We start from the raw sequence: 17,003 nt of genomic DNA on the forward strand, positions 1-17,003 counted from the left end.
GCCAGTCGCACCAGGCGAGACGGCCCTCGCGTACAAGGACCGCCCGCTGACGTAACCGACGTGCCCGCTTGAACGCCATCCTCCGTGCTTCCGACCACCCGATCGCCACGCCTGCGGGCACGCAGGCCCTCGCCGCGCCCGGCGGCGGTGACCTTGCCCAGCGCCTGACCCGCCGCTACGGCGACCGCATCACCGGCCACTTCGTGGTGCCCGGCCAGGACGGCAGCTTCGCGCCGTTCCCGGACGACCTGCCGCCGGCGCTGGCCGCCGCCCTGCGCACGCGCGGGGTCAACCAGTTGTATGCCCACCAGGCGCGCGCCTGGCAGGCGGCGCGTGACGGAAAGCACCTGGTGGTGGCGACGCCAACCGCCTCCGGCAAGTCGCTGTGCTACACGCTGCCGGTGGTGGCCGCGGCACTCGCCGAAGGCAGGAAGGCGCTGTACCTGTTCCCGACCAAGGCGCTGGCGCAGGACCAGGTGGCCGAGCTGCTGGAACTGAACCGCGCCGGCGAGCTCGGCCTGCGCGCGGCCACCTTCGATGGCGACACCCCCGGCGATGCGCGCCAGGCGATCCGCTTGAATGGCGACATCGTGGTCAGCAACCCCGATATGCTCCACCAGGGCATCCTGCCGCACCACACCAAGTGGGCGCAGTTCTTCGAGAACCTGCGCTACGTGGTGATCGACGAGGTGCACACCTACCGCGGCGTGTTCGGTTCGCACGTGGCCAACGTGATCCGCCGGCTCAAGCGCGTGTGCGCGTTCTATGGCGTGCGCCCGCAGTTCATCCTGTGCTCGGCGACGATCGGCAACGCCGCCGACCACGGTCGCGCGCTGATCGAGGACGAGGTCGAGGCTATCCTCGAATCCGGCGCACCACGCGGCGACAAGCACGTGCTGCTGTGGAATCCGCCGGTGGTAAACCCGGACCTCGGCCTGCGCGCGTCGGCGCGCTCGCAGTCAAACCGCATCGCGCGCCTCGCCATCAAGGCGGGGCTGAAGACGCTGGTGTTCTGCCAGACCCGGCTGATGGTGGAGGTGCTGACCAAGTACCTGAAGGAGGTCTTCGACCACGATCCGCGCAAGCCGCGACGCATCCGTGCCTACCGCGGCGGCTATCTGCCCACCGAACGCCGCGAGGTCGAGCGTGCGATGCGTGCAGGCGACATCGACGGCATCGTCAGCACCTCGGCGCTGGAACTCGGCGTCGATATCGGCAGCCTCGACGTGGTGGTCCTCAACGGCTATCCCGGCAGCGTCTCGGCCACCTGGCAGCGCTTTGGTCGCGCCGGCCGCCGACAACAGCCGTCGCTGGGCGTGCTGGTGGCGAGCTCGCAGCCGATGGACCAGTACATCGTGCGGCATCCGGAGTTCTTCGCCGGCGCCAATCCCGAGCAGGCGCGCATCGAGCCCGACCAGCCGCTGATCCTGATGGACCACATCCGCTGCGCTGCCTTCGAGCTGCCGTTCGTCGATGGCGACTATTTCGGCCCGGTGGAACCGGCGCCATGGCTGGAAGTGCTGGCCGAATCCGGCGTGCTGCACCACGAGGCCACGCGCTGGGAGTGGATCGCCGACAGCTACCCGGCGCAGGCGGTCAACCTGCGCTCGGTGGCGGACGGCAACTTCGTCGTCGTCGACCGCACCGATGGCCGCCAGACCATCATCGCCGAGGTCGACTATTCGGCCGCCGCGCTCACCCTGTACGAGGGCGCGATCCACATGATCCAGTCGGAACCGTTCCAGGTGGAGCGTCTCGACTGGGACGGCCGCAAGGCCTATGTGCGCCGCACCCACGTCGACTACTACACCGACGCGATCGACTACACCAAGCTCAAGGTGCTCGACGAGGCCGAGAGCGCCACCGCGGGCGCAGGACTCGCACGGCATGGCGAAGTGCACGTGGTGCGGCGGGTGTCGGGCTACAAGAAGATCCGCTTCCACACCCACGAGAACATCGGCTACGGCCCGGTGAACCTGCCCGACCAGGAACTGCACACCACCGCGGCGTGGTGGCAGCTGCCGCAGGCGGTGCTGGACGCCGCGTTCGAAAGCCGGCAGCACGCACTCGACGGCTTTCTCGGCGCCGCGCATGCGCTGCACCTGGTCGCACAGCTGCTGGTGATGGCCGAGGCGCAGGACCTGCAGAAGGCGGTGGGCAGCGGCGACGGCGCGTGGTTCGCCAGTGCCGATGGCGCCGGTCGCGGGCAGTGGCGCAATGCGGAAGGCCAGCCGGGATCGCCGGACGACGTGCGCGGCTTCACCCCGACGCTGTACCTCTACGACAACTACCCCGGCGGCGTCGGCCTGTCGCTGCCGCTGTTCGAACGCCGCGCCGAACTGCATGCGCGCGCGGTGGAACTGGTGCGCGACTGCGGCTGCCGCGGCGGCTGCCCGGCCTGCGTGGGGCCGGTGCTGGAAGCGCAGGAAGGCGAGGGCGCCGATTCGCCGAAGCGCACCGCGCAACGCGTGCTCGCCCTGCTGGGCGCGGTCGACGCATGAGCGCGCTGGCACGCAAGCTGGCCGGGCTGCGCCGGCAGGCGGGCTCGACGTCCATGGATCCCCGCCTTCACGGGGATGACGTTCAAGGGTCTGGCGCCCACGGCGCTGCGGGCCCCAATGCCGTCACTCCCGCGCAGGCGGGAGTCCATGGACGTGTGCACTGGGAGTCCCATTCGACAGAGGCACTGGGTCCCCGCCTGCGCGGGGATGACGGGCAGGGGATCACCATTCGTACGGGGTCCGACATGCATGCCGTCAGTCCCGCGCAGGCGGGAGACCATGGACGTGTGCACTGGGGCTCCGATTCGGAAGGGGCACTGGATGACCAGCCATCCGGCCGTTGGGAGCCCCGCCTTCGTGGGGATGACGGTCAAGGGTGGGGCGCCCACGGCGCTGTGGGCCCCGATGCCGTCACTCCCGCGCAGGCGGGAGTCCATGGACACCCGGACCCCGACAGCCGGCCGTGCATCGATCCGCGCCCACGCGGGTACGACGGGAGCCGGCATGGCGTGGGCAGCTTCGCGCCTGCAGGACCGGAACGGATTGAAGCGGTACAGGACATGCCGACGATCCCCGCGCCCGCACGTCGCGCCGACCCCGCTGCGCAACTGCGGCGCCTGCTCAACCTGCGCCCGCAGGCACCGTTGCGCGCCGCACCCGCGGCGGACCGCATGCTGCCGGGCGAACAGATCGCGCCGGGGCTGTACTACACCGAAAGCTGGACCCCATGGCCGCGCGGCGACGATCTCGTGCTGCACGGCATCGGCCAGGGCGAGGTCGAACGCGGACGCGTGCTGGCCTTCGACACCGAGACCACCGGCCTGGCCGGCGGCACCGGCACCCGCGCCTTCATGATCGGCGCGGCCGACTGGCACGATGGTGGCCTGCGCCTGCGCCAGCTGCTGATCGCCACGCTCGCGGCCGAGACCAGCATGCTGCGGACGTTCGCCGGCTGGCTCGGCGAACACACGGTGCTGCTGTCCTACAACGGCAAGAGCTACGACCGCCCGCTGCTGACCACCCGCTACCGGCTGGCGCGACTGGCCGATCCACTGCCGGCCTGCGGCCATATCGACCTGCTGCACCCGATGCGCCGCCGCTACCGCACGGTGTGGCCGAACTGCCGCCTCGCCACCGCCGAGCGCGAACTGCTGGGCGTGGTGCGCGAGGACGATCTGCCGGGCTCGCAGGCACCCGCGGCCTGGCTGCAGTACCTGCGCGGCGGCAGCGCCGCTACCCTGCGCCGGGTCGGCGACCACAACGCACAGGACCTGAGGAGCCTGTGCGGGTTGCTCGACGCAGTGGCCGATCCGGCGTAGCGGGCCTTCACGCGGTACTGGCGGTGGGCCGGCGAGCGTGCCGCCACGGCTCCCGCACGAGGTCATTCCGATGGATGCAGCAGCGGCATCGTTCTGGCGACGCAACGGCCTGTCACTGGTCCTCGCGTGCATGTTCATCACTGCGCTGTGCGGGCAGTTCGTCGTCGGGCATCGGGTTTCGGAGGCCGAACACGCGCGCGAGGGCCGGCCACCGGAGTCGCTGGTGGAATACGCCAGCAGCGGCCATTTCATCTCCGCGACCTTCGAGAACTGGGAAAGCGAATTCCTGCAGATGGGCATGTACGTGCTGCTGACGGTATGGCTGCGCCAGCGCGGATCGGCGGAGTCGCGGCCGCTCGATCCCGCGCAGGAAGAAGAGCGGATCGACGCGGGCCCGACGCCGCGACCGGTGCTGGCGGGCGGCGCCTGGAAAGCGCTGTACGCGAACTCGTTGTCACTGGCGTTCCTGGCCCTGTTCCTGGCCTCGTTCGTGCTGCACCTCTACGGCAGCTGGCAGGACGAACTCGCCGTCCGCGCGGCCGCGGGACAACCGCCCATCGAGGTCTGGCAGCACCTGGCCGGGGCGGAATTCTGGTTCGAGTCGCTGCAGAACTGGCAGAGCGAGTTCCTCGCGGTGCTGGCGATCGTAGTGCTGTCGATCTTCCTGCGCCAGGACAAGTCCCCGGAATCCAAGCCGCTGCGTGCGCCGCACCGGCAGACCGGCACGTAAACGCGTGTGCGCGAGGCGGTTCATTGCCGCCGGTCGCGGCCGATAGCGTGGGATCGCCGTCCTCCGGAACCTCATGTCCAGCACCACATCCTGCGACGCCTGCGGCGAAGGCCGCGCGCTGCCGATGCCGATCGCGATGGCTTTCCAGCCCATCGTCGACCTCGCCAGCGGCGAGGTGCATGCCTACGAGGCGCTGGTGCGCGGCGCCGATGGTGCGTCGGCGTTCACCGTGCTGGCGGCGATTCCCGACGACCGCCTGTATGCCTTCGACCAGGCCTGCCGGGTCACGGCGATCGAGACCGCCGCCGCGCTGGGCATGCGGCAGACGCTGTCGATCAACTTCCTGCCCAACGCGGTGTACCAGCCGGAGAACTGCATCCGCCGCACGCTTGCCGCCGCGCGCCGTGCCGACTGGCCGCTGGAACGCATCCTGTTCGAGGTCGCCGAACGCGAGCACGTGGCGCGCCCGCAGCACCTGCTCGACATCCTCGGCGCCTACCGCTCGATGGGCTTCCGCACCGCGATCGACGACTTCGGTGCCGGCTATGCCGGGCTGAACCTGCTGGCGGCGTTCCAGCCCGACCTGGTCAAGCTCGACATGGCACTGGTGCGCGGCATCGATGGCGACCGCGCGCGGCGGATCATCGTCGACCATGCGACGCGCATGTGCGTGGCGCTCGGCGTGGCGGTCGTGGCCGAAGGCGTGGAAACGCGCGACGAAGCGGCGGCACTGCGCGACCTCGGCATCGACCTGCAGCAGGGTTACCTGTACGCCCGCCCGCAACTCGGCGCACTGCCGGAGCCGGTGTTCGCGGCCTGACAGGCCCGGGTACAGTCCACTGCGGGTAACGGCGCCGGAGCGCCGCGATGACGAATGCGCGGTGGTTATCGAAACGTAACGGCCGGTGCGTGCATCATGCGCGGCTTCCCCGTTCCGGATCGAGCCCGTGCAGCGACGCGATTTCCTGCTGGCGACCGCCATTGCCGCCGTGCTTGCCGGGCGTGGTGGCGGCGCACTGGCCGCGCCCGCCACGGCCGGCCCCGCGCAGCCGTTCGACGATGCCACGGTGCCCGCACTGGCACGCGCCACGGCCGCCGCACCGTACCAGCCACCCGCGCAGGACCTGCCGGCGTCGCTGGAGGCACTGGGCTACGACGCCTATCGCGACCTGCGCTATCGCGGCGACCAGGCGTTGTGGGCCGGGCGTGGGCTGCCGTCCACCGCGCAGTTCTTCCATCGCGGTTTCCTGTTCCCGCAGCGGGTGGAGATGTACGAGGTCGCCGACGGCCAGGCCACCGCGATCGCGTTCTCGCCCGACCTGTTCGACTACGGCCGCCAGGCGCCGGTGGCTGCCGATGCCGGGTTCGGCTTCGCCGGCTTCCGCCTGCATGTCGCCGGCGGTGGCCGCGCCGATGGCGACGAACTGTGCGCGTTCCTCGGTGCGAGCTATTTCCGTGCGGTGGCGCAGGGGCTGGCGTACGGGCTGTCCGCACGCGGCCTCGCGCTGGGCACCGGCGATCCGGGCCCGGAGGAATTCCCGCTGTTCCGCGCGTTCTGGCTGGAGCGGCCACGGGCCGGCAGTGCATCGACGGTGGTCCACGCCCTGCTGGACAGCCCGAGCGTCGCCGGCGCCTACCGCTTGGTGATCACCGCGGACGGTCCGCGTACACGCATCGAGGTCGAAGCACGGCTGTATCCGCGGGTGCAGTTGCGCGCGGTCGGCATCGCTCCGCTGACCAGCATGTTCGCCTTCGATGCCAGCGACCGCGTGGGCGTGGACGATTACCGCCCCGCTGTGCACGACTCCGATGGCCTGGCCCTGTGGACCGGCAGCGGTGAACAGGTCTGGCGCGCGCTGGCCAATCCCGCGGCGCTGCAGGTCAGCGGCCTGCAGGACCGCGATCCGCGCGGCTTCGGGCTGATGCAGCGCAAGCGCGACTTCGAGGATTTCCTCGACACCGAGGCCGATTACGAGCGTCGCCCCAGCCTTTGGGTGGAGCCGCGCGACCCGTGGGGCGAGGGCGAGGTGCACCTGGTCGAAATCCCCACCGCCGACGAGTTCCACGACAACATCGTCGCCGCCTGGCGGCCGGCGCAGCCGCTGGCCGCGGGGCAGGAATCGCGCTGGCGCTACGTGTTGCACTGGGAGGCGATGCACAGCTGGGATCCCACGCTGGCACTGGTGACGGCCACCCGTGCAGGCGCCGCGTTCGAGGACGGCGTGCGCCTGTTCGTGCTCGACTGGCACGGTGGCGCACTCGACGCATTGGCCGATGGGGTGACGCCGCTGCTCGAGCTGTCGGCCAGTGCCGGCGAAGTGCGCAACGCCGTGGTCCAGCGCAATCCGGAGGATGGCCAGTGGCGCACCAGTTTCGAGCTCGTGCCCGGTGCGGCCACCGCCGTGGAGTTGCGTGCACGCTTGCATACCGGGGGCCGCGCGCTGGGCGAAACCTGGCTCTACCGGTGGACGTCGTGATGTCTCCACATACCGCGTCTCTTCCGTTGCACGGGTCGCCTCGCGCATGACCTCCGCCGATCCGGCGGGGGCCGCCGCCGTGCACGCACTGCCGCCCGACGCACCGATGCCCATGCCGGTGCAATCGCTGCGCACCGGTACCCGCCCGGTCGGGCGCCTGCCGACCACGCCACGCGGCATGGCAGGCCGCCGTGCCGCGGTCATCGGCGGTGCCGCGCTGCTCACGCTGGTGGCCGCGTACCAGATCTGGTGGCTGCTGCGCGGCGGCGGCATCAGCGTGGCCGAGGGCCTGCTGATCGCGATCTTCATCGCGCTGTTCGCCTGGATCGTGCAGTCCTTCGTCGGCACGTTCGCCGGCTTCCTGGTGATGCTGCAGCGGCGCCCGGCGCGCCTGGGCCTCGACCCTCGCGCGCCGTTGCCCACGCCGCGCGAGCGCACCGCGCTGCTGATGCCGACCTACAACGAGGACCCGGCACGGCTGATGTCCGGGCTGCAGGCGACCTGCGAATCGCTGATCGCGACCGGCCATGCGCGGATGTTCGACGTGTTCGTGCTCAGCGATACCCGTCGGCCGGAGGTGCAGCACGCCGAGGAGATCGAGTTCGAGGCACTGCGCGAGCGTCTGGGTGACGGCATCCGCCTGTGGTACCGGCTGCGCGAGGACAACAGCGAACGCAAGGCCGGCAACATCGCCGACTGGGTGCGCCGCTGGGGCGCGGCATGGCCGAAGTTCCTGATCCTCGACGCCGACAGCCTGATGACCGGCGAGACGCTGGTGCGCCTGGCGGACGCGGTCGAACGCCACGACGATGTCGCGCTGGTGCAGACGCTGCCGGTCATCGTCAACGGACGCACCCTGTTCGCGCGCATGCAGCAGTTCTCCGGGCGCGTGTACGGGCCGGTGATCGCCTACGGCGTGGCCTGGTGGCATGGCGCGGAGAGCAACTACTGGGGCCACAACGCGATGATCCGCACGCGCGCGTTCGCGGAGAACTGCGGGCTGCCCGAGCTCGACGGCCCGACCCCGTTCGCCGGCCACGTGCTCAGCCACGACTTCGTGGAGGCGGCGATGATGCGCCGTGGTGGCTGGGCGCTGCACATGGTGCCGGGGCTCGGCGGCAGCTACGAGGAAGGCCCGCCCACGCTCACCGACATGCTTGTGCGCGACCGCCGCTGGTGCCAGGGCAACCTGCAGCACGGCGGCGTGCTGCCCACCAGGGGCCTGCACTGGGTCAGCCGCTGGCACATGCTGATCGGCATCGGCCATTACCTCACCGCCCCGCTGTGGGCGATGCTGATGCTGGTGGGGCTGTCCCTGCCGCTGCTGGCGCTGGCGCCCGGCGAGGCGTATTCCCCGGCGCGCTACTGGATGGAGCAGGACGCCAACCGCTTCCTGTGGGTGTTCGCGCTGACCATGTCGATGCTACTGGCGCCCAAGCTGTTCGGGTACCTCGCGACCGTGGTCGACCGCGACATGCGCCGCGGCAGCGGCGGTGCCGCGCGCGCGGCGATGGGCGTGCTGCTGGAAACCGTGCTGGCCGCGCTGATGGCGCCGGTGACGATGTACGTGCAATGCCGCGGCGTGGCTGAGGTGCTGGCGGGCAAGGACTCCGGCTGGGACTCGCAGCAGCGCGACGATGGCAGCCAGCCACTGTCGGCGCTGGTGCGCAGCTATGGCGGCGCCACGGTGCTGGGGCTGGTCGCGCTGGTGATGGCACTGGGCGTGTCGCCGGGGCTGGCAGCGTGGATGTCGCCGGTGATCGCCGGCCTGCTGTTCTCGATCCCGATCGTGAGGATCACCTCGTCGCGCGCGGCCGGGCAGTGGCTGCAGCGCCGCCGCGTCTTCGCCACCCCCGAGGAACTGTCGCCGCCGACGGTGCTGGTGCGCGCCAGCGAACTGCGCGCCGAACCGCATCCGTCGGATGCGCGCCGGCGCAAGCGGGTGCGCCGCGGGTAGAGGGTCTGCCTGGTCCCGGCGAACCGGACGCCTCTCCCGCGTGCGGAAGAGGGGCCCGGCACGACATCACCCGCACGCCGCGATCCGCGCCCATCCGCGGCAAAGCACGCCCTTCCGCAGCGCCCGTGCCGCACACCGGCCGAATGATTACCCTTGCCCTTGGCCTTTCCCCGGACCCGACATGCCCCTGGATGCACTCGAACGCGAAACCGCCCCCGATCCGCAGTGGTCGATCATCTGGCTGCATGGCCTTGGCGCCGACGGCCACGATTTCATGCCGATCGTGCCGGAGCTGGTGCGTCGCGACTGGCCGGCGTTGCGCTTCGTGTTCCCGCATGCACCGGTGCGCCCGGTGACGATCAACAACGGCATGCCGATGCGCGCCTGGTACGACATCCGCGAAACCGACCTGGCCAACCGCGCCGACGAATCGGGCGTGCTTGCCTCGGTGGCGGAAGTGGACACGCTGATCGATCGCGAACACGAACGCGGCATTCCCGCTTCGCGCATCGTACTCGCCGGCTTCTCGCAGGGCGGTGCGGTGACGCTCGCGGCCGGCCTGCGCCGGCGCGAACCGCTGGCCGGGCTGGTCGGCCTGTCGACCTACATGCCAGCCCCGAACGGCGCACAAGCCGCGCTGGTGGACGGCGCGACGCGCCAGCCGGTGTTCATGGCCCACGGCACCCAGGACCCGGTGGTGCCGCTGCAGGGCGGGCTGCAGAGCGCGCAGCTGCTGCGCGGGCTGGGCTTCGATGTCGACTGGCGCACCTACCCGATGCCGCATTCGGTCAGCATGGAAGAGATCGTCGACCTCGGCGACTGGCTGACCGCCCGTTTCACCGGCTGACGCAGCGGCACGCAGGAAGCACGCCGCATGAGCGATCCCGTCCGCGAACCCTGGCTGCCCGACCTGTGCCGGCTGCGTCGGCTGGGCGCGCTGCTGGGCCTCGCCCAGCTGGTGGTCGTGGTGGTGACGCTGGTGCCGGATGGCCGGCGCGAATGGGACCTGGCGCAGTTCCTCAGCGTCAGCGGGTATGCGTTGTGGCTGGCGCTGGCGGTGGGCGTGCTGCTGTGCGTGTCGCGCCGCGCGCTGTCGCGGCTGCCGCCGCGCACCGGTGCGCTGGCGGCAGTGGCGCTGGCGGCGGGCGTGGCGTGGCTGGCGGCGGCGGTCGTGCACGCGCTGTATGCCAGCGTCGGCGCCATCGGCGAGTGGCCCCGGTTCTGGCGCTTCACCACCGGCTCGGCCGCGGTCACCGCGCTGATCGCCGCGCTGGCCCTGCGCTACTTCTATGTCATCGATGGCTGGCAGGCGCAGGTGCAGGCCAACGCGCGGGCCGAGGCCGATGCGCTGCAGGCACGCATCCGCCCGCATTTCCTCTTCAACAGCATGAACATGATCGCCAGCCTGCTGCAGCGCGATCCGCAGGTGGCCGAGCGCGCGGTGCTCGACCTGTCCGACCTGTTCCGCGCCGCGCTGGTCGCCGGTGATGGCCAGGCCACGCTGGCGGAGGAAGTGGAACTTTCCGAGCGCTACCTCGCCATCGAGCAGTTGCGCCTGGGCGAACGCCTGCAGGTGGCCTGGACGCGCACCGAGCCGCTGCCGTGGACGCTGCCGATGCCGCGACTGGTGCTGCAGCCACTGCTGGAGAACGCGGTGCTGCATGGCATCTCGCGGCTGCCCGCGGGCGGCACCGTCGCGATCGTGCTGCGCGTGGATGGCGACCGCCTGCATGTCAGCGTGCGCAACCCGTCGCTGCCGCCGCAGCAGCAGCTCACCCGTGGCGCGGGGCACGCGCAGCGCAGCATCGGCCACCGGCTGGCCTGGGCCTTCGGCAAGCGCGCGCGGATGACCTCCGGCTGGGCGGAGGGCTACTATGTCTGCACGCTGGATCTGCCGCTGGGGAACGAAGGGACGCGGACGTGATCATGAGAGTGGTGATTGCCGACGACGAACCGCTGGCACGCGAGCGCCTGCGCGCGCTGCTGGCGCCGGATACGGGCGTCGAAGTGGTGGCCGAGGTCGGCGACGGACAGGCCGCGCTGGAAGCCTGCGCCGCCCACGACGCCGATCTGGTGCTGCTCGACATCGCCATGCCCGGCATCGACGGCCTCGAGGTCGCGCGCCATCTGGCCGCCTTCGATCCACGCCCGGCGGTGGTGTTCTGCACCGCCTACGACGCGCACGCGCTGTCGGCGTTCGACGCCGCCGCGGTCGACTACCTGGTCAAGCCGGTGCGCCCGGAGCGGCTGCACGCCGCGCTCGAGCGTGCGCGCACCTTCACCCTCGGCCGCGGCCAGTCCACCGGCGACGGCGGCGCCCGCGCTCGCACCCACCTGTGCGCGCGCCTGCGCGGCAGCCTGCGGCTGATCCCGATCGAGGACATCCATTACCTGCAGGCGGACGAGAAGTACGTGGTGGTCCACCATGCGCGCGGCGAGGACCTGATCGAGGAATCCCTGAAGTCGCTGGAACTGGAATTCGGCGAACGCTTCATGCGCATCCACCGCAACTGCCTGGTCTCGCGGCACGAACTGGTCGAACTGCGCCGTGGCCACGACGGCCAGGTGCACGCGGTGCTGCGGCACGTGCCGCAGCCGCTGGAAGTCAGCCGCCGCTGCGTGTCGCAGGTCAAGGACGCGATCCGCGCGCTCTAGCTGTCGGCACGGCGCGGGCAGTGCCGTCGCGCCCAGTGCGCGAAACCCGTTCCTGACTGCCGGATGCCCGCCCGGCGGCGCTTCCCGGCCACCCTGCGATAATGCGCGGCATGAAGAACACCCTGCGTATCGCCACCCGGAAGAGCCCGCTTGCCCTGTGGCAGAGCGAACACGTCGCTGCATGCCTGCGCGCGCTGCATTCCGGGCTCGACGTGGTGCTGGTGCCGATGTCCACCCGGGGCGACGAGGTGCTGGACCGTTCGCTGGCGGCGATCGGCGGCAAGGGCCTGTTCCTGAAGGAACTCGAGCTGGCCATGCAGCGTGGCGACGCCGATTGCGCGGTGCATTCGCTGAAGGACGTGCCGATGGAACTCGAGCCCGGCTTCGCGCTGCCGGCGGTGCTTGCGCGCGCCGACCACGCCGACGCCTTCGTCAGCAACCGCTTCGACGGCATCGCCGACCTGCCGCGGGGCGCCTGCGTCGGCACGTCGTCGCTGCGGCGGCAGGCGCAACTGCGCGCGCTGCGGCCCGACCTCGTGCTGCGTGACCTGCGGGGCAACGTCAACACCCGGCTGGGGCGGCTGGATGCCGGCGAGTACGACGCCATCGTGCTCGCCTGCGCCGGGCTGCAGCGACTCGGGCTGGAGTCGCGCATCCGCTCGCGCCTGGACGCGCCGGACTGGCTGCCGGCGCCGTCGCAGGGCGCGATCGCGGTGGAGAGCCTGGCGGGCGATGCACGCATCAACGCGCTGCTCGCTCCGTTGGAACACGCCCCGACGCGCATCTGCATCGAGGCCGAGCGGGCGATGAACCGCGCGCTGCATGGCAGCTGCCATGTGCCGGTGGCCGGGTTGGCGGTGCTCGCCGGCGATCGCGTGCTGCTGCGCGGGATGGTCGGTGATGCCAGCGATGGCCGCAGCGTGCGCGCCGAGGCCGAAGGCGATGCGGCGGCGCCGCAGGCGGTGGGTGTAGCGGTCGCCCGCGCGCTGCTCGACGGCGGCGCCGGGGAGTTCCTGCCGGCGGCTACCTGAAGGTGTAGACCAGGTTGACCGTGGTCAGGCGGTCGGTGCGGCTGATGTCCGCATCGCTGGCCTCGGTGTTGTGCCGCGCCTGGAAGCCGGCCTTCAGCGCCAGCGAGGCGTTCATCGCCACCGACACCCCGAAGTCGTTCTGCGCATAGGTGTTGTCGTCGCCGGCCTCCACCAGCAGCGTGTTGACCAGGGTGGTGGTGTCGGTCAGGCGGGTGCTGAAGTCGAACAGCCCGCGCATCAACGGGCCGTTCTCGACCCCGCGCGAGCGGGTATCGGCGCGCCGGTAGCCGGGGCCGATCTCGGTCAGCAGCGTGGTGGTGTCGTTGCGGATGAAATGGTGGCCGTAGCCGAGCGAGGCCGTGCCCTGGTAGTCGTAGGACGAGAAGTCGTCGTTCTCGTAGCGCACCGAACCGACCAGATAGCGGCGTGCATCGAACTTGAGCGATGTCGACGCGCCGACATCGAAGCGGTTGGAGGTGATCTGCGACCGCGTTTCCGGCTCGCCGTCCTCCTCGAACACCGCCGTCACCTCGCTGCGCGTGCGCAGGCCGGATGCGCGCACCTGGTGCTTGCGGTGCTCGTTCTCGCGCTGGAACACGAAGCGCGTGTTGAGGCTCTCGGAATGGGTGTTGCCCCGCGCCATCGCCATGCCGAGTTCGCCGGTGCCGGTCCAGCCACTGTCCTCGACCACCGCCACGACGGTGTCGTGGGCGGGAAGCGGGGCGGCGGCGGTCAGCAGCGACAACAGGTACGGCATGGCAGGAACAACCTCGGGATCGGGAATGGGCGGTAGGGCGGCGCCGGCGCGGCGGTGACGCGGCTCAGAACGCGTAACGCAGGCGCACCGAGCCGGTCCTTTCGGTGCGCCCGGCACCACCGTTGGCGGCGGTGTCGTGCCACATCTCCAGGCTGGAGTGCAGCATCCAGTCGTCGGCGAGCCAGAGGTCGAGGCCGACCGTCTGCCGCACGTAGGTGTTCTCGCGGCCGGTCTCGAACAGCACGCGCTGGTTCCACAGCGCGCGGTCGCCGAAGCGCTGTTGCAGGCTGAAGCCGCCGCGCGCGACCAGCCCGGGCACGGCGGTGCCGTAATCGGTGTAGGGCTCGATGCGGTAGCCGGTGCCGAATTCCACCCGCAGGGTGGTGTCCTGCTCGCGCACGGCCTCCAGCCGGTAGGTGGTGTCGACGCGCCAGTTGCGTGCGTAGGCGATGACGCGGTCGCGGGCGACGGCGGGCGCGTACAGGCCGATCAGGCGACGGTTGCGCAGGCGCTGGGTGGCGGCCTGCTGGCGGCGCACGCGGCCCCGGGCACCCGGCGGGGGAGGCGGTGACAGCACCGGCGGCTGCGTGCCCTGCCATTCGGCATCCGGGCACACCAGCTGGTAGCACAGCGAACGCACCGACACCTGCCCACCGACCAGCGCGATGGGCGCCGGTTGCAGCGGCGCTTCGGGAAGCGGCTGGGTGAATACAGGTAGCCCGACCACGGCGAGCCACCAGCCGGGGATCATGGGCAGTCCTCAGTGGAAGCGGTTACATGCGCTCACAGTATCACCCGCGGCCGTATTCAGTGGCAAACCGCAAGCCGCCGTGTTCGAGCACAGCCGCCGCCAGCAGCGCCAGCGTGGCAAGAACCAGCCAGGTCGTCGCTGGCAGCAGCAAGGCGAGGGCCCAGCAGGCCAGCGGCGCGGCCAGCAGAGCGGCGTGGACGCGGCGTTCGCCACGGCGACCAGCCGGCACCGGGGCGCCGCGGTCCAGGTCACGCCAGCGCAGCAGCAGGCAGGCCGCCAGCAGCAGGCCGAGCACGGCCAGCGTCAGCAGCATGCCGGGTTCGCCGTGGCCGGCCGGCAGCAGCCATGCCATCAGGCAGAACAGCAGCCCCAGCCCGAGGGTCAGCGCCAGCAGGAGCTGGGTCGGGACCCGCAGCGGATGCTCCGCGGGCGTGCCGGTGGCGTCGGGCGCAAGCGCGGCCGCGCTGATGGCGACCAGGGCCGCCGCGGCAAGCCCGAGCCCCAGCAGTCCCAGCACCATCGCGCGGTCCGGGCCCGGGGCCACCCAGCGCAGCACCGCGAACAGCGCCAGCGCAAGGCCGAGCGCGGCCAGCGCGGCGAGGTCCGCGCGGGCGGCCCAGCCCTCGCGCCAGCGCGGCCACGCGGGGCGGCCGTCCGGGAGCAGTCGCGGGCCGATCAGCGCGGCCGCCAGCAGGGCGCTGCCCAGCAGCAGGGCCGCGACCTGCAGCGCATGGAGCGCAGGCATCAGGTCGGCGCGGGCGTGCAGCAGCACGATGGAGATGCCCAGCCAGGCGAGCAGGCCGGTGCCGGCCGCGGCCAGCGGAGGGAACAGCAGGGCGGGTGCTGGGCGCATCGAAAAGCCTCCGGGCGGGCGTGCGGCAGGCCGGCGTGGCGCCGTGCCGATCCGCATCGTCGGGTTGGCCGCGTTCCCCGTATCGCCCCTGCCGCGCGGCCACGGCGACGATACCCGGCCGCGGCGGGTTCGCCCAACGCCACCGGTCACAGTTGCCGCGCGCGGGTGGCCGGCGTCGGGCGGCGATCAGGGGTGGAAGGGGAAGAAGCGCGGGATCAGCAGGATCGCCGAGATCCAGAAGATCACGTTGAGCGGCATGCCGACGCGGACGAAATCGCTGAAGCGGTAGCCGCCGGCGGTGTAGACCATGGTGTTGGTCTGGTAGCTGATCGGCGTGGCGAAACTGGTCGACGCCGCGAACGCCACCGCGATCAGCAACGGCTTGGGATCGATGCCCATCGATTCCGCGGTCGCCAGCGCGATCGGCACCACCAGCACCGCCGAGGCGTTGTTGCTCATGACCTCGGTCAGCGCCGAGGTCATCAGGTAGATCGCCGCCAGGGTCGCCAGCGGACCATACGGGCCCAGCACGCGCAGGATGCCGTCGGCCGCCATCGCCGCGCCGCCGGTCTTCTGCAGCGCGATGCCGAGCGGAATGATCCCGGCCAGCAGCAGGATCACCCGCCAGTCGATCGCGTCATAGGCTTCGTCCGGATCGAGCAGGCGCAGCACCACCAGCGCCAGGCAGCCCAGCAGGGCCGAGGCCACGATCGGCAGCCACCCCAGCGCGGCAACGCCGATGGCCGCGGCCATGATCGCCACCGAGGCCAGCGCGCGGGGCACGTCGACCTTGGGCTGCTCGCGCTCGTCGAGCACGATCAGGCCGCGGTCCACGCGCAGCGCCTCGACCGCATTGGCGGGTGCGTCGATCAGCAGCACGTCGCCGACCGCGAGCTCCACGCGATCGAGGGGCTGCCGGATCGTCAGCCGGCGCCGGTGGATGCCGTGCACGCGCGCGCGGTAGGTGTGGCCGAAGCGCATGCCGGCGAGGGTGTGGCCGACCAGGTGCGAGCCCGGTGCCACCATCGCCTCCATCAACATGCGGCCATCGCGGGCGCCGTCGTCGATGTCGCGGGTGTTGCGGTCGAACGCCAGCTTCATCGCCTTGCGCGCGGCCTGGATGTGCTTCCACTCGCCGCGCAGCAGGATCCGGTCGCCGGCCTCGATCACCCGTTGCGGATCGGTCACCACGGCGCCACCGCGCAGCACCTCGACCAGGTCGACATCGTCGAAGCCCTCGGGCACCGCGAGGTTCGGGCGCTTGCCCACCACCGGTGCCTCCGCCGGCACCAGCAGCTCGGCCACGTAGCGGCCGATATGGTGTGCATCGTCGCTGTCGGGCGTGCCGCGGTCGGGCAGCAGCCACCAGCCCACAGTCAGCAGGTACACCGCGGCGATCGCCACGAAGATGATTCCCAGCGGCGCGAACTCGAAGATCGTGAAGCCCACGCCTGCGCTCTCGCGTGCCATCGAATCGACCAGCAGGTTGGTCGAGGTGCCGATCAGCGTGCACACGCCGGCGGTCTGCGACATGTACGACAGCGGGATCAGGAATTTCGACGGCGCCCAGCGGTTGGCGGTGGTGGCGGCGATGATCAGCGGCAGGAACACCGCCACCGTCGCCGTGTTGTTGATGAACGCCGCGACCGCGACCACCAGCCCCATCATCACCAGCAGGAACACCCAGCGGTAGCGGATGCGCGAGATCAGGTCGCCGACCGCCACCAGCGCGCCGTTGCGCTGCAGCGCGCCGCTGAGCACGAACATCGCCGCCACCATCACCGTGGCCTGGTTGCTGAAGCCCGACAGTGCCTCGGGCAGGGTGAGCACGCCGGCGACCAGCAACGCGGTCATCACCAGCAGCGCGACCACGTCCACGCGCAGCTTCTCGGTGATGAACAGCCAGATCGCGGCGGCCATCACCGCCAGGGTGATCCAGAGTTCCGGGTTGGGCATCGTGTCCGCAGAGGGC

The 17,003-nt window shown here is 71.2% G+C and carries 14 protein-coding genes; 10 read left to right on the plus strand and 4 right to left on the minus strand.

Going from position 1 to position 17,003, the window contains the following annotated elements; genetic code table 11:
- Positions 1-101 precede the first annotated feature (101 nt).
- From E5843_RS01490 to hemC, 10 genes are all read left to right on the plus strand, one after another.
- On the plus strand, positions 102-2,501 hold the full coding sequence (locus tag E5843_RS01490; protein WP_141066118.1) for a DEAD/DEAH box helicase: 2,400 nt from the start codon (positions 102-104) through the stop codon (positions 2,499-2,501).
- A gap of 560 nt (positions 2,502-3,061) precedes the next feature.
- On the plus strand, positions 3,062-3,820 hold the full coding sequence (locus E5843_RS01495) for a ribonuclease H-like domain-containing protein (RefSeq protein WP_136411613.1): 759 nt from the start codon (positions 3,062-3,064) through the stop codon (positions 3,818-3,820).
- A gap of 70 nt (positions 3,821-3,890) precedes the next feature.
- Positions 3,891-4,550 (plus strand): DUF6766 family protein, encoded by a 660-nt coding sequence (locus E5843_RS01500; protein WP_136411614.1) that lies wholly within the window; start codon positions 3,891-3,893, stop codon positions 4,548-4,550.
- A 73-nt stretch (positions 4,551-4,623) separates the two neighbouring features.
- Positions 4,624-5,370, plus strand: coding sequence for an EAL domain-containing protein (locus E5843_RS01505; protein WP_134675147.1), 747 nt, complete (start codon positions 4,624-4,626; stop codon positions 5,368-5,370).
- Between the two features lie 127 nt (positions 5,371-5,497).
- Complete coding sequence (locus E5843_RS01510; protein WP_134675146.1) at positions 5,498-7,027, plus strand: OpgD/OpgG family glucan biosynthesis protein; 1,530 nt, start codon at positions 5,498-5,500, stop codon at positions 7,025-7,027.
- A 46-nt stretch (positions 7,028-7,073) separates the two neighbouring features.
- Positions 7,074-8,984 carry a glucans biosynthesis glucosyltransferase MdoH gene (gene mdoH / locus E5843_RS01515; RefSeq protein WP_134675145.1) on the plus strand — a complete coding sequence of 637 codons (1,911 nt, stop codon included), beginning with the start codon at positions 7,074-7,076 and terminating at the stop codon, positions 8,982-8,984.
- A 181-nt stretch (positions 8,985-9,165) separates the two neighbouring features.
- On the plus strand, positions 9,166-9,831 hold the full coding sequence (locus E5843_RS01520) for an alpha/beta hydrolase (RefSeq protein WP_136411615.1): 666 nt from the start codon (positions 9,166-9,168) through the stop codon (positions 9,829-9,831).
- A 27-nt stretch (positions 9,832-9,858) separates the two neighbouring features.
- Positions 9,859-10,908, plus strand: coding sequence for a sensor histidine kinase (locus E5843_RS01525; protein ID WP_136411616.1), 1,050 nt, complete (start codon positions 9,859-9,861; stop codon positions 10,906-10,908).
- 2 nt (positions 10,909-10,910) lie between these two features.
- Positions 10,911-11,639: a LytR/AlgR family response regulator transcription factor gene (locus E5843_RS01530; protein WP_136411617.1), complete on the plus strand. Its 729-nt coding sequence runs from the start codon at positions 10,911-10,913 to the stop codon at positions 11,637-11,639.
- Positions 11,640-11,749: 110 nt separating this feature from the next.
- Positions 11,750-12,670 (plus strand): hydroxymethylbilane synthase, encoded by a 921-nt coding sequence (gene hemC, locus E5843_RS01535; protein ID WP_141065583.1) that lies wholly within the window; start codon positions 11,750-11,752, stop codon positions 12,668-12,670.
- Here hemC and E5843_RS01540 read toward each other — a convergent pair.
- From E5843_RS01540 to E5843_RS01555, 4 genes are all read right to left on the minus strand, one after another.
- Positions 12,663-13,427 carry a DUF481 domain-containing protein gene (locus E5843_RS01540; RefSeq protein ID WP_136411618.1) on the minus strand — a complete coding sequence of 255 codons (765 nt, stop codon included), beginning with the start codon at positions 13,425-13,427 and terminating at the stop codon, positions 12,663-12,665. The genes hemC and E5843_RS01540 overlap by 8 nt on opposite strands.
- Positions 13,428-13,491: 64 nt before the next feature.
- Positions 13,492-14,178 (minus strand): DUF481 domain-containing protein, encoded by a 687-nt coding sequence (locus tag E5843_RS01545; protein ID WP_134675140.1) that lies wholly within the window; start codon positions 14,176-14,178, stop codon positions 13,492-13,494.
- A 40-nt stretch (positions 14,179-14,218) separates the two neighbouring features.
- Positions 14,219-15,031: a hypothetical protein gene (locus E5843_RS01550; RefSeq protein ID WP_141065584.1), complete on the minus strand. Its 813-nt coding sequence runs from the start codon at positions 15,029-15,031 to the stop codon at positions 14,219-14,221.
- A 186-nt stretch (positions 15,032-15,217) separates the two neighbouring features.
- Positions 15,218-16,987 (minus strand): SLC13 family permease, encoded by a 1,770-nt coding sequence (locus E5843_RS01555; protein WP_166815834.1) that lies wholly within the window; start codon positions 16,985-16,987, stop codon positions 15,218-15,220.
- Positions 16,988-17,003 lie beyond the last annotated feature (16 nt).

The sequence above is a fragment of the Luteimonas yindakuii genome, assembly GCF_004803715.2.
GTDB lineage: Bacteria > Pseudomonadota > Gammaproteobacteria > Xanthomonadales > Xanthomonadaceae > Luteimonas > Luteimonas yindakuii.

Bases quoted from the DNA above. Each gene is read 5' to 3' on its own strand.
- E5843_RS01545 (WP_134675140.1), bottom strand. From the start codon at position 14,178: ATGATCCCCGGCTGGTGGCTCGCCGTGGTCGGGCTACCTGTATTCACC.
- E5843_RS01520 (WP_136411615.1), top strand. From the start codon at position 9,166: ATGCCCCTGGATGCACTCGAACGCGAAACCGCCCCCGATCCGCAGTGG.
- E5843_RS01525 (WP_136411616.1), top strand. From the start codon at position 9,859: ATGAGCGATCCCGTCCGCGAACCCTGGCTGCCCGACCTGTGCCGGCTG.
- E5843_RS01495 (WP_136411613.1), top strand. From the start codon at position 3,062: ATGCCGACGATCCCCGCGCCCGCACGTCGCGCCGACCCCGCTGCGCAA.
- mdoH (WP_134675145.1), top strand. From the start codon at position 7,074: ATGACCTCCGCCGATCCGGCGGGGGCCGCCGCCGTGCACGCACTGCCG.
- hemC (WP_141065583.1), top strand. From the start codon at position 11,750: ATGAAGAACACCCTGCGTATCGCCACCCGGAAGAGCCCGCTTGCCCTG.
- E5843_RS01555 (WP_166815834.1), bottom strand. From the start codon at position 16,987: ATGCCCAACCCGGAACTCTGGATCACCCTGGCGGTGATGGCCGCCGCG.
- E5843_RS01500 (WP_136411614.1), top strand. From the start codon at position 3,891: ATGGATGCAGCAGCGGCATCGTTCTGGCGACGCAACGGCCTGTCACTG.
- E5843_RS01505 (WP_134675147.1), top strand. From the start codon at position 4,624: ATGTCCAGCACCACATCCTGCGACGCCTGCGGCGAAGGCCGCGCGCTG.
- E5843_RS01530 (WP_136411617.1), top strand. From the start codon at position 10,911: ATGAGAGTGGTGATTGCCGACGACGAACCGCTGGCACGCGAGCGCCTG.
- E5843_RS01550 (WP_141065584.1), bottom strand. From the start codon at position 15,031: ATGCGCCCAGCACCCGCCCTGCTGTTCCCTCCGCTGGCCGCGGCCGGC.
- E5843_RS01540 (WP_136411618.1), bottom strand. From the start codon at position 13,427: ATGCCGTACCTGTTGTCGCTGCTGACCGCCGCCGCCCCGCTTCCCGCC.